The following is a 15,249-nucleotide window of genomic DNA, read 5'->3' on the forward strand; positions in this document are numbered from 1 at the left end:
ATGTCTCCTCAAAGCCCTTTTCATAAATCTTTATTGATTAGTAACGAATTAAGAAATATTTCTTTTTACCGCGGCGGATAATTGTAAATTTACCTTCAATGCGGTCTTTTTCTGTTACAACATAATCTAATGCTTGTGTACGCTCACCGTTTACGTAAATTGCACCATTTGTTACATCTTCACGCGCTTGGCGTTTTGATGGTGAAATTTTGCTTTCAACAAGCAAGTCGATTAATACTGTATCTTCTGCACTGCGTTCTACAGATGGTACATCTTTGAAACCTTGCTCAATTTCGTTTGCAGTTAGTTCAGCTACAGAACCGCTAAATAATGCTGCAGAAATTTTAATTGCTTGCTCTAATGCTTCAGCGCCATGAACAAGTTTTGTCATTTCAGAAGCTAGTGCTTTTTGTGCTGCACGTTTTTCTGGCGCTTCAGATACTTGTTTTTCTAACTCAAGAATTTCTTCATGAGATAAGAATGTGAAGTATTTTAAGTATTTTACAACATCGCGGTCGTCTGTGTTGATCCAGAATTGGTAGAACTCGTAAGGAGTTGTTTTCTCTGAATCTAACCAAATTGCGCCGCCTTCTGTTTTACCAAACTTCGTACCATCAGATTTCGTAACAAGTGGAATTGTTAAACCGAATGCTTTCGCATCTTCTTCTGATTTACGAATTAATTCAAGACCAGCTGTAATGTTACCCCATTGGTCACTACCACCGATTTGCAGGCGGCAACCTTGTTGTTGGTATAGATTTAAGAAGTCGTATGATTGTAAAATCATGTAACTAAATTCAGTAAATGAAATACCAGTCTCTAAACGAGATGCTACTGTATCTTTTGCTAACATGTAGTTTAAACCGAAGTTTTTACCGATGTCACGTAAGAATGTAATTACATCTAAGTTACCAAGCCAATCATAGTTATTAGCCATTGTTGCTGGGTTTTCTACATTTTCAAACTCTAAGAAGTTTGAAAGCTGATTTTTAATACTTTCCGTGTAGTAAGCAACTGTATCTTTCGTATTTAATGTACGCTCTGCTTTTTTACCACTTGGGTCACCGATCATACCAGTACCGCCACCAACAAGTGCGATTGGTTGATGACCAGCTAATTGGAAACGACGTAGCATTAATACTGGTAACATATGACCAATGTGTAAGCTATCTGCTGTCGGATCAAAACCACAGTATAATTTAACGCTTTCTTTTTCTAATAATTGTTGTAAACCTTCAGCATCTGTTTGCTGATTAATTAGTCCGCGAAATTCAAGATCTTGTAAAATACCCATATCCTACATACTCTCCTTTAAATTAATCGAGCGCGAAATTTGAAAACATAAAAAAATCGCCCCTCAAATAAGGGACGATTTTGATTATCGCGTTACCACCCTAGTTGCAGGCAAAAGCCTACCACCTCATTCACATAACGGCTCAGCACCGTCTTTTCCCTTTTGAATACGATTCAATCGAAAAAAGATGCTCTAGGGGCGTAATTCGCGATCATCTATGTGCTGATTTTCACCGACCATCAGCTCTCTAAAACAGGGAAATGATCACTACTTCTCCCTTTCCACGCTCAATTATTTATATACTTTTCTTTATACCATCATTTATATAGGCATGTCAAATAGAGCTGGAAGTTTCTCGATATTCCATTCCTTACAGACTCGCGATGAATATCGTAATCAAAGAAAGAATCGGAACACTAGCTAATAACGATACATGAAACACAATTGACAAATCATTTCCAATCGTTGCTTCCACAGGATCTTTTGCTGGAGAAGCCAGAAAACGTAAAAAACGATCTCCCATATTAACTTTTTGCGGAAAATCAGGAATTTCCACATGATCGCTATCTAAATGCTGTTTCAATCTATATTCCTTATCAAAGGGATTTTCGTTCAAATTCATCTACCTCCAGCAATTGCTTCAATTTCTTAATGCCGTTATGAAGCCTAGATTTCACCGTTCCTACAGGAATATTAAGCACCTCTGCAATTTCCTTTTGCGGCATATCATGATAATAAGAAAGAATAAGGACAGCCCGCTGATCTTCAGGAACTTTCAAAATTGCCTCTCTTACGGTGAGCCGGTCTTCTTATGAAAACTCCTTCTCCTGAATCGGTACTAAAAACGGTAAAAGAGAGCGCCACTTTTTTCTTCGATTCAATTTATTAATCATAAGGCGATAACCGATTTGAAACAAATACGTTTTAATTTTCCCCTTTTCAATCTCATACATATGCTTCTTACGTTCTAACGATAAAAACGTATCTTGAACGAGATCTATACTCAATTGCTCATCACGGTTAAATCGATACAAAAATTTATATAGCGCTGGTTTGATCAAAACATATAGTTTTTCTCCAGCCTGCTTATCTCCATTTTGATACGCAAGCATGAGCTCTTCCTCAATCCCAATCTGCGCCATGTTTTTTAATCTCCTTTATTCCTTTTAACGTTAAAGAGATTCGGCTAACTAAATAAATACTTGCGACTAATGTCCAAACCTGCGCTTGATTCGTAAAAAACTGTACATATGGATTTTGAATTGTTAATCCGCTTAAAACTAAAAAATTAAGCACCTGTACACATAGACAAGCATATGCCGCAATACAGGCAGAGATTGTATCAAATACATTCCAGCGAAAGTAAACTTTTGTTTTTGTAAAATCAATTTTACTCCCCTTTTTTCTCACAATATATTTCTTATCAAAAGGAATAATGATAGAAAACATAACAATCATTATTATCCCGCCTGTAATCATTGAGACTTTAAATCCAATTGCTATAGGTAATAACATACCACAAGAAAATACGACTATAATTCCTATTAAGGCAAAAATAAGCATCCATTTATTAAACATATAAAGGCCTCCCTCGTCTATTGTTTCATAAATGTATACAGATGAGGGAGGCACTTGGTTCAAAGCTTAATTTATTTTTTTTATTATTTTCGCAGGATTTCCACCAACCACAACGTTATCAGGTACATCCCTTGTTACAACCGCACCAGAAGCAATAACAGCATTATCACCAATCGTCACACCCGGATTAATAATCGCTCTTCCACCAATCCAAACGTTATCCCCAATTGTTACTGGCTTCCCAAACTCGGCACCACTTATGCGCTCGACCCAGTCAAGTGGATGTGTTGCTGTATAAATGTGGACACCTGGAGCGAGCATACAGTTCTCACCAATTGTGACAGGACATACATCTAAAATGATGCAATCAAAGTTCGCGTAAAAGTTTTCTCCAACATGAATGTTGTAGCCATAATCACATTTAAAAGAAGATTCAATATGAATGTTGTCACCAGTTGATCCAAATAATTCTTTTACAATTAAACTACGCTCTTCATATTTTGTTTCCGGTGTTTCATTTAATTCTCTTGTTAATATACGAGCATGCTCCCTACCTTCTACTAACACTGGATCAGCAGGTACATACATTTCCCCTTGTATCATTTTTTCTTTTTCTGTTTTCATGATAGCATCCCCTTTAACACGTATATATAAGTTGTTCATCCTTTATGATAGCACAAAAAAAGAAAAGCCTGAACGGAATATACGTTCAGACCTTTCTTTCTTAATCTTCCATTGTTGATAAGTCACCTGTTGGTAAGTTTAGCTCCCACGCTTTTAACACGCGTCGCATAATTTTACCACTTCTCGTTTTCGGTAGTTTATCTCGGAACTCAATTTGTCTTGGCGCTGCATGAGCTGCAAGTCCTTTTTTCACAAATTGACGAATCTCTTCTTTTAATTCATCAGATGCTTCATAACCTGCGCGCAGTGCGATAAACGCTTTAATAATCTCACCGCGCACTGGGTCTGGAATACCGATTACACCAGCTTCTGCTACCGCAGAGTGTTCAATTAATTTACTTTCTACTTCAAATGGACCAACGCGCTCACCAGAAGTCATAATGACATCATCAATACGCCCTTGGAACCAGAAATATCCATCTTCATCCATATAAGCAGAGTCACCTGATACATACCAATCTCCCGGCATAAAGTAAGACTCATATTTTTGCGGATTGTTCCAAACTGCGCGCATCATCGATGGCCAGCCCTTAGCAATCGCTAAGTTCCCCATTGTATATGGCGGTACTTCATTCCCTTCATTATCAACAATCGCTGCTTTCACACCTGGAATCGGTTTCCCCATTGATCCTGGGCGAATTTCCATACAAGGATAATTACAAATCACTTGCGCACCTGTTTCTGTCATCCACCATGTATCATGAATTCGAAGACCAAATGCGTTCATTCCCCAGCGAATTACTTCTGGGTTTAATGGTTCACCAACACTTAGTACGTGACGGAGTGCTGATAAATCGTATTTCTTAATCGCTTCTTCGCCAGCTCCCATTAACATGCGGAATGCTGTTGGCGCACTATACCAAACTGTTACACCGTAATCTTGCAACGCTTCGTACCATGCCTCTGGACTAAAACGTCCCCCTAAAACGACATTTGATCCACCTACTAACCACGGCGCAAAAATCCCGTAAGCAGTTCCTGTTACCCAGCCTGGATCAGCTGTGCACCAGTATACATCGTCTTCTTTTAAATCAAGCACCCATTTTGCCGTTTGATAATGCTGCACCATTGCATTCTGTGCGTGAAGAACACCTTTTGGCTTCCCTGTAGAACCTGATGTATAATGAAGAATTAATCCATCCTCACGGTCTAACCATTCGATTTGAAGTTTGTTAGAAGCTTGTTCAAATAATGGATTAAACGCAACAAGTTTTCCGCCTTCTTCTGCATTCTCTCCAACAAGAAAGACTGTTTTTAACGCTGGTAAATCATTAAGCGGGACACGCTCTAACAATTCAGGCGTTGTAATTAACACTTTCGCTTCGCTATCTTCTAAACGATCGCTCACCGCTCCTTCCATAAATGCTTCAAATAACGGACCAACAATTGCTCCTAATTTCACTGCACCAAGAAGTGCGAAATATAATTCTGGTGAACGCGGCATGAAAATAAAAACGCGATCTCCTTTTTCTACATCACCATAGTTTTTCAGGACATTTCCCGCTTTGTTGGAGAACTCCTTCATTTCTTTAAATGTATATTTCTCTTTGCGCGATCCATTTTGATAATAAAGTGCCACTTTATTTTTCCGATCAGATTTCGCATGTTTATCAATTGCCTCATATGCCATATTTACTCGCCCTGTTTCATACCAAGAAAAGTTTTTATTAACCTCTTCCCAGTTGAAACCTGCATATGTTTCTTCATAATTCAACAAATTATTTTCCCCTTTAATAACCGGAAGCGTTTCTACTTTCATACTTTACATCTCCCTCCTATGTATTCTATTATCTATTATAATAACATTATTTAAAATTTTCAGTATTTTTGTTGATTTTTAGACAAATTTTTACTGACAAAATTCGATTCACATCGCATATATTATAAAGTACGATAATATATAGTAGATTCACAAACCCTCAAGGTGGTGAGCAAAACATTGATTCATAAAAAAATATATAATGCAAGAAACTTAAAAACAACGCGAGGAACCTTAATCATTGAAGGTCCTGTATCTACCCATAATCTTGAAATGTATGAATTTCATCCAGACTTAGTTGCCTTTCGTCCCGCTGATCAACAATATAAAGCGATTGTCGAAATTTCTAAATTACCAGAAGCTCGTCTCATTATCGCAAGACATGACCAAACAATTGTCGGATATGTTACATATTTATATCCTGATCCGCTAGAACGATGGTCAGAAGGAAACATGGAAAACTTAATTGAACTCGGAGCAATTGAAGTCATTCCCGCATTTCGCGGATGCTCGGTTGGAAAAAATCTATTAGAGGTTTCGATGATGGATGATCATATGGAAGATTATATTATATTAACGACTGAATATTATTGGCACTGGGATTTAAAACAAACTGGTTTAAATGTTTGGGAATACCGTAAAGTAATGGAAAAGATGATGAATGCCGGCGGACTAGAGTGGATGGCAACAGATGATCCAGAAATTTGTTCCCACCCAGCTAACTGTTTAATGGTTCGTATCGGCAACCGCGTCGATACAAATTCCATCCAAGATTTTGACCGTTTACGTTTTAAAAATCGTTTTATGTATTAAGAAAGGAGACATATGGAATGATTGTAGAAGAAATTATGAATCATGATGTAATCGCACTGCACCCAGATGACACAATCGAAACCGCAATTCGAACAATACGTACAAAGGGCATTCGTCACATTCCAATTGTTGGTCATAACAACAACGTAGTCGGTATCATTTCTGACCGCGATGTACGTGATGCAAGTCCTTCAATTCTCGATGAACAAGTTTCAATGGATATGCTTAAACAACCGATTCAGTTAATTATGAAACAGCCAGTAATGACGTGTCATCCTCTCGATTTTGTTGAGGAAATTGCGACGTTATTTTTTGAAAATAAAATTGGCTGTCTTCCTGTTACAAAGGGCGGAAAGCTTGTTGGAATCATATCAGAATCTACAGTATTACATACACTCGTCAAACTTACAGGTGCCCATCAGCCAAGTTCACAAATTGAAATTCAAGTGAAAAATGAACCTGGTATTCTCGGAAAGGTAGTTGCTATTTTTAGTGATTTACATATTAATATTGTGAGCGTTCTCGTCTATCCAGCAAGAGATGAGAATGATAAAGTACTCGTTTTCCGCATTCAAACGATGAATCCTCTAAGAGTGATCGAAACATTAGAGCAAAAAGGTTATCATGTCTTATGGCCAAACATAATGGGGATGCAGGCATGAAGAGTGCCTTCATTTATTCAGATGATTTTCGGGGCTATTCCTTTAGCCCTGAACATCCCTTTAATCAGCTTCGTGTTACACTCACCTACGATTTACTAGAAAAGAGTGGGCTGATTCACCCTTCTCAAGTCATTCCACCGCGAATGGCAACAGATGAGGAGATTGCTTTCATTCATACAGAGGAATACATAAATGCGGTAAAGCGTGCTGGAGAAGGAAAATTAGAAAGATCAATCGCCATGTCATACGGTCTTGGAACAGAAGATACACCGATGTTTCCAAATATGCATGAAGCGAGCGCATTACTTGTTGGCGGTACATTAACAGCTGTAGATGCCGTTCTTTCAGGTCAAGTAAAGCATGCATTAAATTTAGGTGGTGGCCTGCACCACGGATTTCGCGGCAAAGCATCTGGTTTTTGCATTTATAACGATAGCTCGATTGCTATAAAATATATGCAAAAAAAATATGGATTGCGTGTTTTATACATTGACACAGATGCCCATCATGGTGATGGTGTACAATGGTCCTTTTATGATGACCCTAACGTCTGCACCATCTCACTACATGAAACTGGGCGCTATTTATTTCCTGGAACCGGCGCTGTAAACGAGCGCGGTCAAGGTGTTGGCTATAGTTATTCTTTTAACGTTCCACTCGATGCCTTTACAGAAGACGAATCTTTTTTACAATCTTATCGTACCGTGGTAAAAGAAGTCGCAGCTTACTTTAAACCGGATATCATTTTAACGCAAAACGGAGCCGATGCACATTATTACGATCCTCTTACTCACCTTTGTGCAACGATGCAAATTTATCGTGAAATTCCAAAGCTTGCTCATGAAATCGCCAATGAATACTGCGACGGACGCTGGATCGCCGTTGGTGGTGGCGGCTATGATATATGGCGCGTCGTTCCAAGAGCATGGGCACTCATTTGGCTCGAAATGAACAATATCCAAAACATCTCAGGTTATCTCCCCCCAGAATGGATTGAAGCTTGGAAAGGACAAGCACCTATTGAACTTCCCATCACATGGGAAGACCCTAACAACATGTATAGCCCTATCCCTCGAAAGCCAGAAATTGAAGAAAAAAATGCATTAACAGTGGCAAAATCCCTTGAAATTATTCGGAATAATACGAAAAAGGCTTTATATTAAATGATAAGAATAGGGGACTTTCTCCTATTCTTTTTTATGAAAGGTGATATTTATGTGGGAACAAAAACTCTTACATACAAAGCGTGGTATTTTTGAAGTATTTATAAAAGGCAGCGGTGACCCACTATGCGTTACACATCATTACTCCGAGTTTAACGAATCTGGTGATTATTTTGCTGAAATCTTTACTTCTACTCACCAAGTATTTCTTATTAATTTAAGAAATGCTGGTCATTCTGCGAAAGCTACAACGGAACATGAATTAAGTATGAGCGAAACAATTGAAGATTTAGAAGCAATAAAAGAATCACTGCACCTTTCAGCGTGGCATTTCGCTGGTCATTCTACAGGTGGTATGCTTGGTCTTCTGTATGCAATTATCTATCCTATCTCCTTGCAATCCTTAGTTGTTGTCGGTGCCGCTGCTAGTAACTATACAGAAACAACAGATTGTATTTATCATCCAAGCCATCCACAATTTCAATATATGCAAGATGTCATCGAAGAATTGAAACTCCCTAAACTTACTCCAAAAGAGCGAAGTGTATTATCATCTGAACGAACAAAATTATCTTTATATGAGCCAGAACGCTATAAAACATACTTCTCGAAACCGATTTATAAAACAATGGCTGTAAGTCGGATGAACGCTTTCGCTAACGAATACCCACAATTCGACTTAAGAGATCAGCTTTCATCTATTACAGCAAAAACATTAATCATTTGTGGAAATCATGACGTTCAGTGTCCAGTGCAATATTCTATCGAGATGCACAAAGGTATACCTGGTTCTATCTTTATTCCGTTTGAACATAGCAACCATTATCCTTTTTTAGAAGAAAGCGATCATTTTTCGTCTATTATTAAAACTTTCTATAAACCATTACAGCACGAAAGCAGCAAGTACTAAATCACTTGCTGCTTGATCATATTTCCAGATAATCGTTCATAACGAGCGATATGTGCTTTTACTCTTGCAACTCATTCACTTGAACTGAACGGCTTTGTAATATAATCATCCGAAGTGCTTGCAGTAAAAGAGTGCTTCGGGTATATCAAAACTTTAATCTTTGTTTCCTTCTAATACATATGCTACAGTATAGTTGCTATACAACTATACAACTTATAAAAATCCATAGCAGGGTGGGAAAACATATGAATAAACCTCGGATTGGTATGATAGGACTAGGCAACATTGCTCAAAAAGCTTACCTTCCAACACTTACAAAGGAAATAGATTGGACATTTGTGGGAGCGTTTACACCAAACGCTGAAAAACGCAAACAAATCTGTAAGCAATATCGTATTCAAGACTTCTCTAATTTACAAACTCTCGCTTCAGAATGTGACGCAATATTTGTCCATAGTTCCACTGCAACACATTATGAAATCGTTTCCGAACTTCTTCAAAAAGGAATCGATGTTTACGTTGATAAACCATTAGCTGCCACTGTCGAACAGGCTGAAAAATTAGTAGAGCTGAGCGAAAAACATAACCGAAAACTTATGGTTGGCTTCAATCGTCGCTTCGTTCCAATGTACGTTGCTGCAAAAGAACAAGCAAATGATATTTCATGGATTCGTATTGAAAAACATCGCACAAACAAAGTTGGTCCATATACATATGACTTCACAATGCTTGATGATTATTTACACATCGTCGATACAGCACGCTGGTTAGCTGATGATGATCTTCGTGTTGTTCATAATATGATACAAACTAACGAAAAAAACGAACTCTTTTATGGTCATCATACGTATACAAGCACAAATGGCACATTACTCTCTACCGCTATGCATCGCCATGCCGGAACAAATTTAGAACAAATCGAACTTGTGACAACAGGGAAAATCATTCGTGTAAAAAACATGAACCTACTAGAGATTGAACAAGATAATCGCATTACACAAAGCGGTTCCCCTTCATGGGAAACAACATTAAAACAACGCGGATTTGAGGATGCTGTGCAGCATTTCATCGATTGTGTACAAGGGGATACAAAGCCACTAGTTGATGGAGTAGAAGGATTAAAATCCCAACAAATGCTAGAATCATTATTACAATCTATCGAAAAAAAATAAATCACATAATTTGGATTTTATAGAAGGAAACGGATACACTTTTCAGAATTTACTTTCATTCCCATTTCCCCTTTATTTCTATCATAAACTTCTATAGAATATGTTGATAGGAATTATAAATTTCATACTGAATCGTGGAAAGGACGGGAATCATACATGTGGAACGAGTTTAAAAAGTTCGCTTTAAAAGGGAATGTTATTGATTTAGCTATCGGGGTTGTAATCGGAGCTGCTTTCGGAAAAATTGTAAGTTCTTTAGTAAAAGATATTATCACACCATTAATCGGTATGTTAATGGGTGGTATCGACTTTACAGGTTTGAAAATTACATTTGGTAAAACAGCTATTATGTATGGTAACTTCATCCAAACTATCTTTGACTTCTTAATCATCGCAGGTGCTATCTTTGCATTTATTAAAGTTTTCAACAAACTAACATTCAAAAAAGAAGAAGAAAAAGAAAAAGTAGAAGAAATTCCAGAATCAACAAAAGAAGAAGTACTTCTTGGCGAAATTCGCGACTTATTGAAACAACAAAACACTTCAAAAGATAACGCATAATTGAACGGATAAAAAGCATGCCCATATAGGACATGCTTTTTTATATCTTATAGCGTTTCCGAATTCATATGAATGAACAAAATAATACCGGCAACCACTAATATCATAATAGAACCTGCAAATAATGTAATTGCAACAAATACGAAGTTTGTGCTCAAATTCACTGAAATACTTTCAATAAAAATAGAAGTTACATACGTGATAAGGGCAATTCCTGCAAGAATACTTCCTGGAACAAAGCGCTTTAGACCATTTTGTTTTAACGTCATATATGCAAAAACAGTAGTCATACAAAGCGTAATCATCCAAAGAACGATCATCTTTTCTTCCCCCCTCACAAACCTTTTCTTTCTATTATACATGACATTTCGTAATTGTAGGAAATTTTACCGGTGAATGCCCCCTCCCTACCACATGGACTATGTCCTGCAAGTGCTTGAGGTAGGGGATGAATGTTGGAGTACTGTTAAACAGAGTATGCTAGAGGGCAGGAGATATAGAGAATTATCATACTTTACAAATTTATGATTTGTTAACAGGATTCAAAATAACTGCGCAAATGTGTATAGGTCATAATCCATGTTATTCTTTTTTATTCGTACAACTAAGAAGAATCAGTTGCTTTGAGAAATAGAAAAGTGCAGAGTTATGAAAATTCCTTCTCATAACTCTGCACTCTCCTCTATCTTTAAAACAATTCATGTAAACGAATGACACGCGAAAAATAAGGCAATATATCTTGATTATGTGTAACAACTACTATTGTTTTTCCTTTTTCATTCAATTGTTTCAAATACTCTAGTATTACTTTTTCATTTTCAACATCTAAGCTAGCCGTAGGTTCATCTGCTAGTATTAAATCACTTTCTTAATGAAAGAAATTACATCTTATATCATTAGAACAAAAAAAACTCACAGGATTCCCTGTGAGTTTTCCTATTCTTACTTCGTTGAATCTCTAAATTGAATACGGTGAGGTAAGATAACTGTATGATCTTCTACGTTTTCTTTGTTCATGTATTTTGTAAGTAGACGCATTGCTACTGCACCGATGTCATACATTGGTTGTACAACTGTTGAAAGCTGCGGGCGTACCATTAATGCAAGGCGTGTATTGTCAAAACCAAGTACTTCTACGTTTTCTGGTACATTTAATCCTGCATCTTGTGCTGCATGAATTACACCTAGTGCCATTTCATCTGAAGATACAAAGATTGCTGTTGGTTTTTGATCAAGTTCCCAAAGCTTTTCAAATGCTTCTAGACCTGAGTCGTATGTGTAATCTCCGTCGATTACAAGATTTTCATCATAAGCGATACCAGCTTCTTCTAAAGCTTTTTTATAACCTTGTAATTTCTTTGCGCTTCCCGCTTTATCAATGTAAGGGCCTGATACAAAACCAATACGTTTATGACCCTGTCCTAAGAAATGCTTCATTGCATCATAAGCTGCTTGTGTATAATCGATATTTACTGATGATGTTTCATTGTTCTCATCAAATGATGCTGCTAAAACGATTGGTACTGGAGACTTTTTAAACTCTTCTACATGAGCATCTGTAATATCTTCACCCATGAATACAATACCGTCCACTTGTTTACCAAGCATTGTATTTAATAAATGAAACTCTTTTTCTTTATTTTGGTCAGAGTTACTTAAAATGATGTTATATTTGTACATTGTTGCGATATCTTCGATTCCACGTGCAAGTTCTGCATAAAACGTATTAGAGATATCTGGAATAATAACACCTACTGTTGTTGTTTTCTTACTTGCTAGTCCACGTGCTACCGCATTTGGGCGATATCCTAAACGATCAATTGCTTCTAATACTTTCTTTCTTGTTGTAGGCTTTACATTTGGATTACCGTTTACAACACGTGATACGGTTGCCATCGAAACGTTCGCTTCGCGCGCTACATCATAGATTGTTACGTTCATCTCTTCGCACACTCCTTCTATATTATGTTATCTATCTTTATGTATCGGTTCACTAAAATGAAAAAAAGACATCAACTCTACTTGAAGATGTCACTCCCGAGTCCTTTTACTAATGATACGATAAAAATGCAGGCTCATACAATATTTTCCCGCAAAAGTTTCGAAAAAATTCGCTTCTTTTCTCCTATTTTCGTATTTTTTATGTAAAAAAGGACATTTTCTGCAAAAAAGTCTATGCAACAAGTGTCACATAGACCCTACAGCCCCTTCTGACTATCTACCGCGGAATGCTTTTAATTCTTTCATAAACTCATTGAATTCTGGAATATCCATTTGTTGCGCTGAATCTGATAACGCAACAGCCGGGTCCGGATGTACTTCAGCCATAACCGCATCAGCACCGATTGCCATCGCTGCTTTTGCAGCTGGTAATAAGAGATCACGTCGTCCTGTAGAGTGCGTTACATCCACTACGACAGGTAAATGTGTTTCTTTCTTCAAAATTGGCACAGCAGAAATATCAAGCGTATTACGCGTTGCCTTTTCATACGTCCTGATGCCGCGCTCACATAAAATAATATCTCCGTTACCTTGTGCAATAATATATTCTGCCGCATACATAAATTCTTCAATCGTTGCTGATAAACCACGTTTTAATAATACTGGCTTTTTCACCGATCCAGCAGCCTTGAGTAGATCGAAGTTTTGCATATTACGAGCACCAATTTGAATGACATCAACATAATCTAATGCCCTTTCAATATCATTCGGATTTAAAATTTCACTAATGACCGCTAAATCATATTCATCCGCCACTTGTCGTAAAATTTGCAAGCCTTCTAAGCCAAGCCCTTGGAAATCATAAGGCGATGTACGAGGTTTGAATGCACCGCCGCGCATTAGCTTTAACCCTTGTTCCTTCATTGCTTCCGCAACTTGGCGCACTTGCTCATAACTTTCAACCGCACATGGTCCCATAATAAAGTGAGGATTGCCATCACCAATTTTTTCACCTTTTATATCAACAATCGTATCCTCTGGCTTTGTCTTACGTGAAACAAGGAGTGCTTTACGGTGATCATCTTCTTGTAATTCTAGGCTTGTTTGAAAAATTTGTTTAAAAATATGTTGAAGAGTTGATGTTTCAAACGGTCCATCATTCTTCTCAGCAATTAAATCAAGCATATTACGCTCACGTACAGGATCAAATCGTTTCACACCTTGTACTTCTTTCAACTTACCAACCTCTTGAACAAGACGACCTCTTTCATTTAATAATTCTAAAATTTGTAGGTTCATTTGATCAATTTGAGAGCGTAAACGATCTAATTCTTGTGATGCCATAAGAAAGCCACCTCTTTCAAGTTATATATAAAGATTACCTTATTATCATGGTTAAGATAATTTATTATATCCGATAGATATCAGGTTGTCACATGATATACATTGTAAATGGAATCGTTCTCTTATTTGAAATATATATTGTTGCCTTTCACTTACACAAAGCATACTCAACCTTCACTCGTTTTCTCTCTTTGTTTTCACTTGGCATGGGAGCAGAAGAGGCTCTGACCACTTCTATGCATGAGTAGATCCTCTCTTCCACCTAAAAAGAACAGTTTTCTATCAGTTTTTCAATCTGTATTTACATAGTTCATGAACCCTAAAAAAAGAAGCAAGCGTCTCCGCTTACTTCTCCCTACTTCACATTCTCTTCTAAAGTTTGCTTCTTAATATTCCAATGGGATATATGCCATACCGCTACCCCATCTTTTATATATAGCACTTGCGGCGACTCATGTTTAATACCAAAGTGCTCTGCAATACGATTCGAAACATCTCTTGCATCTTGTACGTATAAATAATAAGTAGGTGTTTCTTTTGCATCTTGACAATATGCCTCAAATTCTGCGTAGGCTCCTTGGCTAATTGGACATGTTGTACTATGTTTAAAAAGAATATATGGTTCCGCTGTTTCTAATAATGCTTCAAACTCTTCCATTGTTTCGATTTTTGTCATGCTCACTTTATTCACCTCTCATACGAATTGGAAGTCTAGAGCGCTTCTCTTTTTTCTCTTTTTTCTCTTCCTTCTCTAGCTTCTTCTCAGCTTTTTCTAATTTCTTCTCTTGTCTAGTAGCACGAAAATGATTGTACACTTCAATCGCTGCACTACTCCATTGTACAACTTGTGCAACTTTGTCTGCATTATTTTCAATTTCATTTGTTACAGAATCTGATACATTGCGAAGTTTCGTATTTAAAGAATGAATTGTTGTTCCAATTCCATCTACGCCTTCTACTACTTTATTTAATGACTGAGATTTCTGCTGAATATCATCAGCTAATGCATTTGTCTTATGTAATAATTGTTCTGTCTCTACGCTTATCCCTTGCATTTGCTTCTCTAAGCCTTCTAATGTACTTGCAACATTTTCTAACGTCTTCTGCAATGATAATAATGTTCTACATGTATATATCACTAAAATTGCAAAAGCAACGGCAGCTATAGCTGCACTTACGTATAAAAGAACTTGCATTTCATCACTTCCTTTATCTTTTTCATACTTTCTCCTATTATACAATCATTTTCCGTTTCGTTCTAATCCTTGTGATTTCATTAGAATTTTCACACTTGTTCGTCAAATGTACCATAAATCATTAAACAAATTCCAGCAAGTAGGGTACAATAAGGAAGGATACATAATTAGT

The 15,249-nt window shown here is 37.1% G+C and carries 16 protein-coding genes, 2 pseudogenes and 1 other annotated feature; of the genes and pseudogenes, 6 read left to right on the forward strand and 12 right to left on the reverse strand.

Annotated features, from left to right (window positions below; genetic code table 11):
- Positions 1-37 precede the first annotated feature (37 nt).
- The 6 genes and pseudogenes from tyrS to acsA form a co-directional block, all read right to left on the reverse strand.
- On the reverse strand, positions 38-1,294 hold the full coding sequence (gene tyrS, locus ORL93_RS14625; RefSeq protein WP_097795318.1) for a tyrosine--tRNA ligase: 1,257 nt from the start codon (positions 1,292-1,294) through the stop codon (positions 38-40).
- A 67-nt stretch (positions 1,295-1,361) separates the two neighbouring features.
- Positions 1,362-1,587: a binding site (T-box leader), on the reverse strand.
- A gap of 77 nt (positions 1,588-1,664) precedes the next feature.
- Positions 1,665-1,910, reverse strand: a complete 246-nt coding sequence (locus ORL93_RS14630) for a hypothetical protein (RefSeq protein WP_018764508.1) — start codon at positions 1,908-1,910, stop codon at positions 1,665-1,667.
- Positions 1,891-2,436 (reverse strand): annotated as a pseudogene (locus ORL93_RS14635) (RNA polymerase sigma factor). The gene ORL93_RS14630 and the pseudogene ORL93_RS14635 overlap by 20 nt, the downstream one beginning before the upstream one ends.
- Positions 2,417-2,872: a hypothetical protein gene (locus ORL93_RS14640; RefSeq protein ID WP_006096114.1), complete on the reverse strand. Its 456-nt coding sequence runs from the start codon at positions 2,870-2,872 to the stop codon at positions 2,417-2,419. Before ORL93_RS14640 ends, ORL93_RS14635 begins: the two are co-directional and overlap by 20 nt.
- Before the next feature lie 66 nt (positions 2,873-2,938).
- Positions 2,939-3,496, reverse strand: coding sequence for a maltose acetyltransferase domain-containing protein (locus tag ORL93_RS14645; RefSeq protein WP_097795316.1), 558 nt, complete (start codon positions 3,494-3,496; stop codon positions 2,939-2,941).
- A gap of 100 nt (positions 3,497-3,596) precedes the next feature.
- Entirely contained in the window at positions 3,597-5,315 is a 1,719-nt protein-coding gene (gene acsA, locus ORL93_RS14650; protein ID WP_098160174.1) for an acetate--CoA ligase, read from the reverse strand.
- A 180-nt stretch (positions 5,316-5,495) separates the two neighbouring features.
- On the opposite strand from acsA, the gene ORL93_RS14655 reads away from it, so the two are divergent.
- Genes ORL93_RS14655 through ORL93_RS14670 form a run of 4 tightly spaced genes read left to right on the forward strand, consistent with a single transcriptional unit; the run spans position 5,496 to position 8,863 of the window.
- Positions 5,496-6,128, forward strand: coding sequence for a GNAT family N-acetyltransferase (locus tag ORL93_RS14655; protein ID WP_018764512.1), 633 nt, complete (start codon positions 5,496-5,498; stop codon positions 6,126-6,128).
- 17 nt (positions 6,129-6,145) lie between these two features.
- The gene (locus tag ORL93_RS14660; RefSeq protein ID WP_003201129.1) at positions 6,146-6,790 is read left to right on the forward strand and encodes an acetoin utilization AcuB family protein; all 645 of its coding nucleotides are present in this window, start codon (positions 6,146-6,148) and stop codon (positions 6,788-6,790) included.
- A complete protein-coding gene (locus ORL93_RS14665; protein WP_080548460.1) occupies positions 6,787-7,953 on the forward strand; it encodes an acetoin utilization protein AcuC in 1,167 nt (388 codons plus the stop codon). Before ORL93_RS14660 ends, ORL93_RS14665 begins: the two co-directional genes overlap by 4 nt.
- Before the next feature lie 52 nt (positions 7,954-8,005).
- On the forward strand, positions 8,006-8,863 hold the full coding sequence (locus tag ORL93_RS14670) for an alpha/beta fold hydrolase (protein WP_098160173.1): 858 nt from the start codon (positions 8,006-8,008) through the stop codon (positions 8,861-8,863).
- Between the two features lie 5 nt (positions 8,864-8,868).
- On the opposite strand, the pseudogene ORL93_RS31515 reads toward ORL93_RS14670, so the two are convergent.
- A pseudogene (locus tag ORL93_RS31515) lies at positions 8,869-8,976 on the reverse strand (DNA-binding response regulator); the annotation flags it as partial.
- A gap of 132 nt (positions 8,977-9,108) precedes the next feature.
- Here ORL93_RS31515 and ORL93_RS14675 point away from each other — a divergent pair.
- Positions 9,109-10,035 (forward strand): Gfo/Idh/MocA family protein, encoded by a 927-nt coding sequence (locus ORL93_RS14675; RefSeq protein WP_018782789.1) that lies wholly within the window; start codon positions 9,109-9,111, stop codon positions 10,033-10,035.
- Between the two features lie 156 nt (positions 10,036-10,191).
- Positions 10,192-10,596, forward strand: a complete 405-nt coding sequence (mscL, locus tag ORL93_RS14680; protein ID WP_098160172.1) for a large conductance mechanosensitive channel protein MscL — start codon at positions 10,192-10,194, stop codon at positions 10,594-10,596.
- 47 nt (positions 10,597-10,643) lie between these two features.
- Here the strand turns inward: mscL and ORL93_RS14685 are convergent, their stop codons facing one another.
- The 5 genes from ORL93_RS14685 to ORL93_RS14705 form a co-directional block, all read right to left on the reverse strand.
- Positions 10,644-10,916: a DUF3917 domain-containing protein gene (locus ORL93_RS14685; protein WP_018782791.1), complete on the reverse strand. Its 273-nt coding sequence runs from the start codon at positions 10,914-10,916 to the stop codon at positions 10,644-10,646.
- Positions 10,917-11,538: 622 nt separating this feature from the next.
- The gene (gene ccpA, locus ORL93_RS14690; protein WP_018782792.1) at positions 11,539-12,537 is read right to left on the reverse strand and encodes a catabolite control protein A; all 999 of its coding nucleotides are present in this window, start codon (positions 12,535-12,537) and stop codon (positions 11,539-11,541) included.
- Positions 12,538-12,810: 273 nt separating this feature from the next.
- On the reverse strand, positions 12,811-13,881 hold the full coding sequence (locus tag ORL93_RS14695) for a bifunctional 3-deoxy-7-phosphoheptulonate synthase/chorismate mutase (protein WP_006096104.1): 1,071 nt from the start codon (positions 13,879-13,881) through the stop codon (positions 12,811-12,813).
- 355 nt (positions 13,882-14,236) lie between these two features.
- Positions 14,237-14,563, reverse strand: coding sequence for a bacillithiol system redox-active protein YtxJ (gene ytxJ, locus ORL93_RS14700; protein WP_265959160.1), 327 nt, complete (start codon positions 14,561-14,563; stop codon positions 14,237-14,239).
- 1 nt (position 14,564) lies between these two features.
- Positions 14,565-15,122, reverse strand: coding sequence for a DUF948 domain-containing protein (locus ORL93_RS14705; protein WP_003201109.1), 558 nt, complete (start codon positions 15,120-15,122; stop codon positions 14,565-14,567).
- Between the last annotated feature and the right edge of the window lie 127 nt (positions 15,123-15,249).

This window comes from Bacillus sp. DHT2 (genome assembly GCF_026241455.1).
GTDB lineage: Bacteria > Bacillota > Bacilli > Bacillales > Bacillaceae_G > Bacillus_A > Bacillus_A pseudomycoides.

Excerpts from the sequence above, each read along its gene's own strand:
- ORL93_RS14695 (WP_006096104.1), bottom strand. The coding sequence starts at position 13,881 with ATGGCATCACAAGAATTAGATCGTTTACGCTCTCAAATTGATCAAATG.
- ORL93_RS14645 (WP_097795316.1), bottom strand. The coding sequence starts at position 3,496 with ATGAAAACAGAAAAAGAAAAAATGATACAAGGGGAAATGTATGTACCT.
- ORL93_RS14685 (WP_018782791.1), bottom strand. The coding sequence starts at position 10,916 with ATGATCGTTCTTTGGATGATTACGCTTTGTATGACTACTGTTTTTGCA.
- ORL93_RS14665 (WP_080548460.1), top strand. The coding sequence starts at position 6,787 with ATGAAGAGTGCCTTCATTTATTCAGATGATTTTCGGGGCTATTCCTTT.
- ORL93_RS14640 (WP_006096114.1), bottom strand. The coding sequence starts at position 2,872 with ATGTTTAATAAATGGATGCTTATTTTTGCCTTAATAGGAATTATAGTC.
- acsA (WP_098160174.1), bottom strand. The coding sequence starts at position 5,315 with ATGAAAGTAGAAACGCTTCCGGTTATTAAAGGGGAAAATAATTTGTTG.
- ORL93_RS14660 (WP_003201129.1), top strand. The coding sequence starts at position 6,146 with ATGATTGTAGAAGAAATTATGAATCATGATGTAATCGCACTGCACCCA.
- ccpA (WP_018782792.1), bottom strand. The coding sequence starts at position 12,537 with ATGAACGTAACAATCTATGATGTAGCGCGCGAAGCGAACGTTTCGATG.
- ORL93_RS14670 (WP_098160173.1), top strand. The coding sequence starts at position 8,006 with ATGTGGGAACAAAAACTCTTACATACAAAGCGTGGTATTTTTGAAGTA.
- ORL93_RS14675 (WP_018782789.1), top strand. The coding sequence starts at position 9,109 with ATGAATAAACCTCGGATTGGTATGATAGGACTAGGCAACATTGCTCAA.
- tyrS (WP_097795318.1), bottom strand. The coding sequence starts at position 1,294 with ATGGGTATTTTACAAGATCTTGAATTTCGCGGACTAATTAATCAGCAA.
- mscL (WP_098160172.1), top strand. The coding sequence starts at position 10,192 with ATGTGGAACGAGTTTAAAAAGTTCGCTTTAAAAGGGAATGTTATTGAT.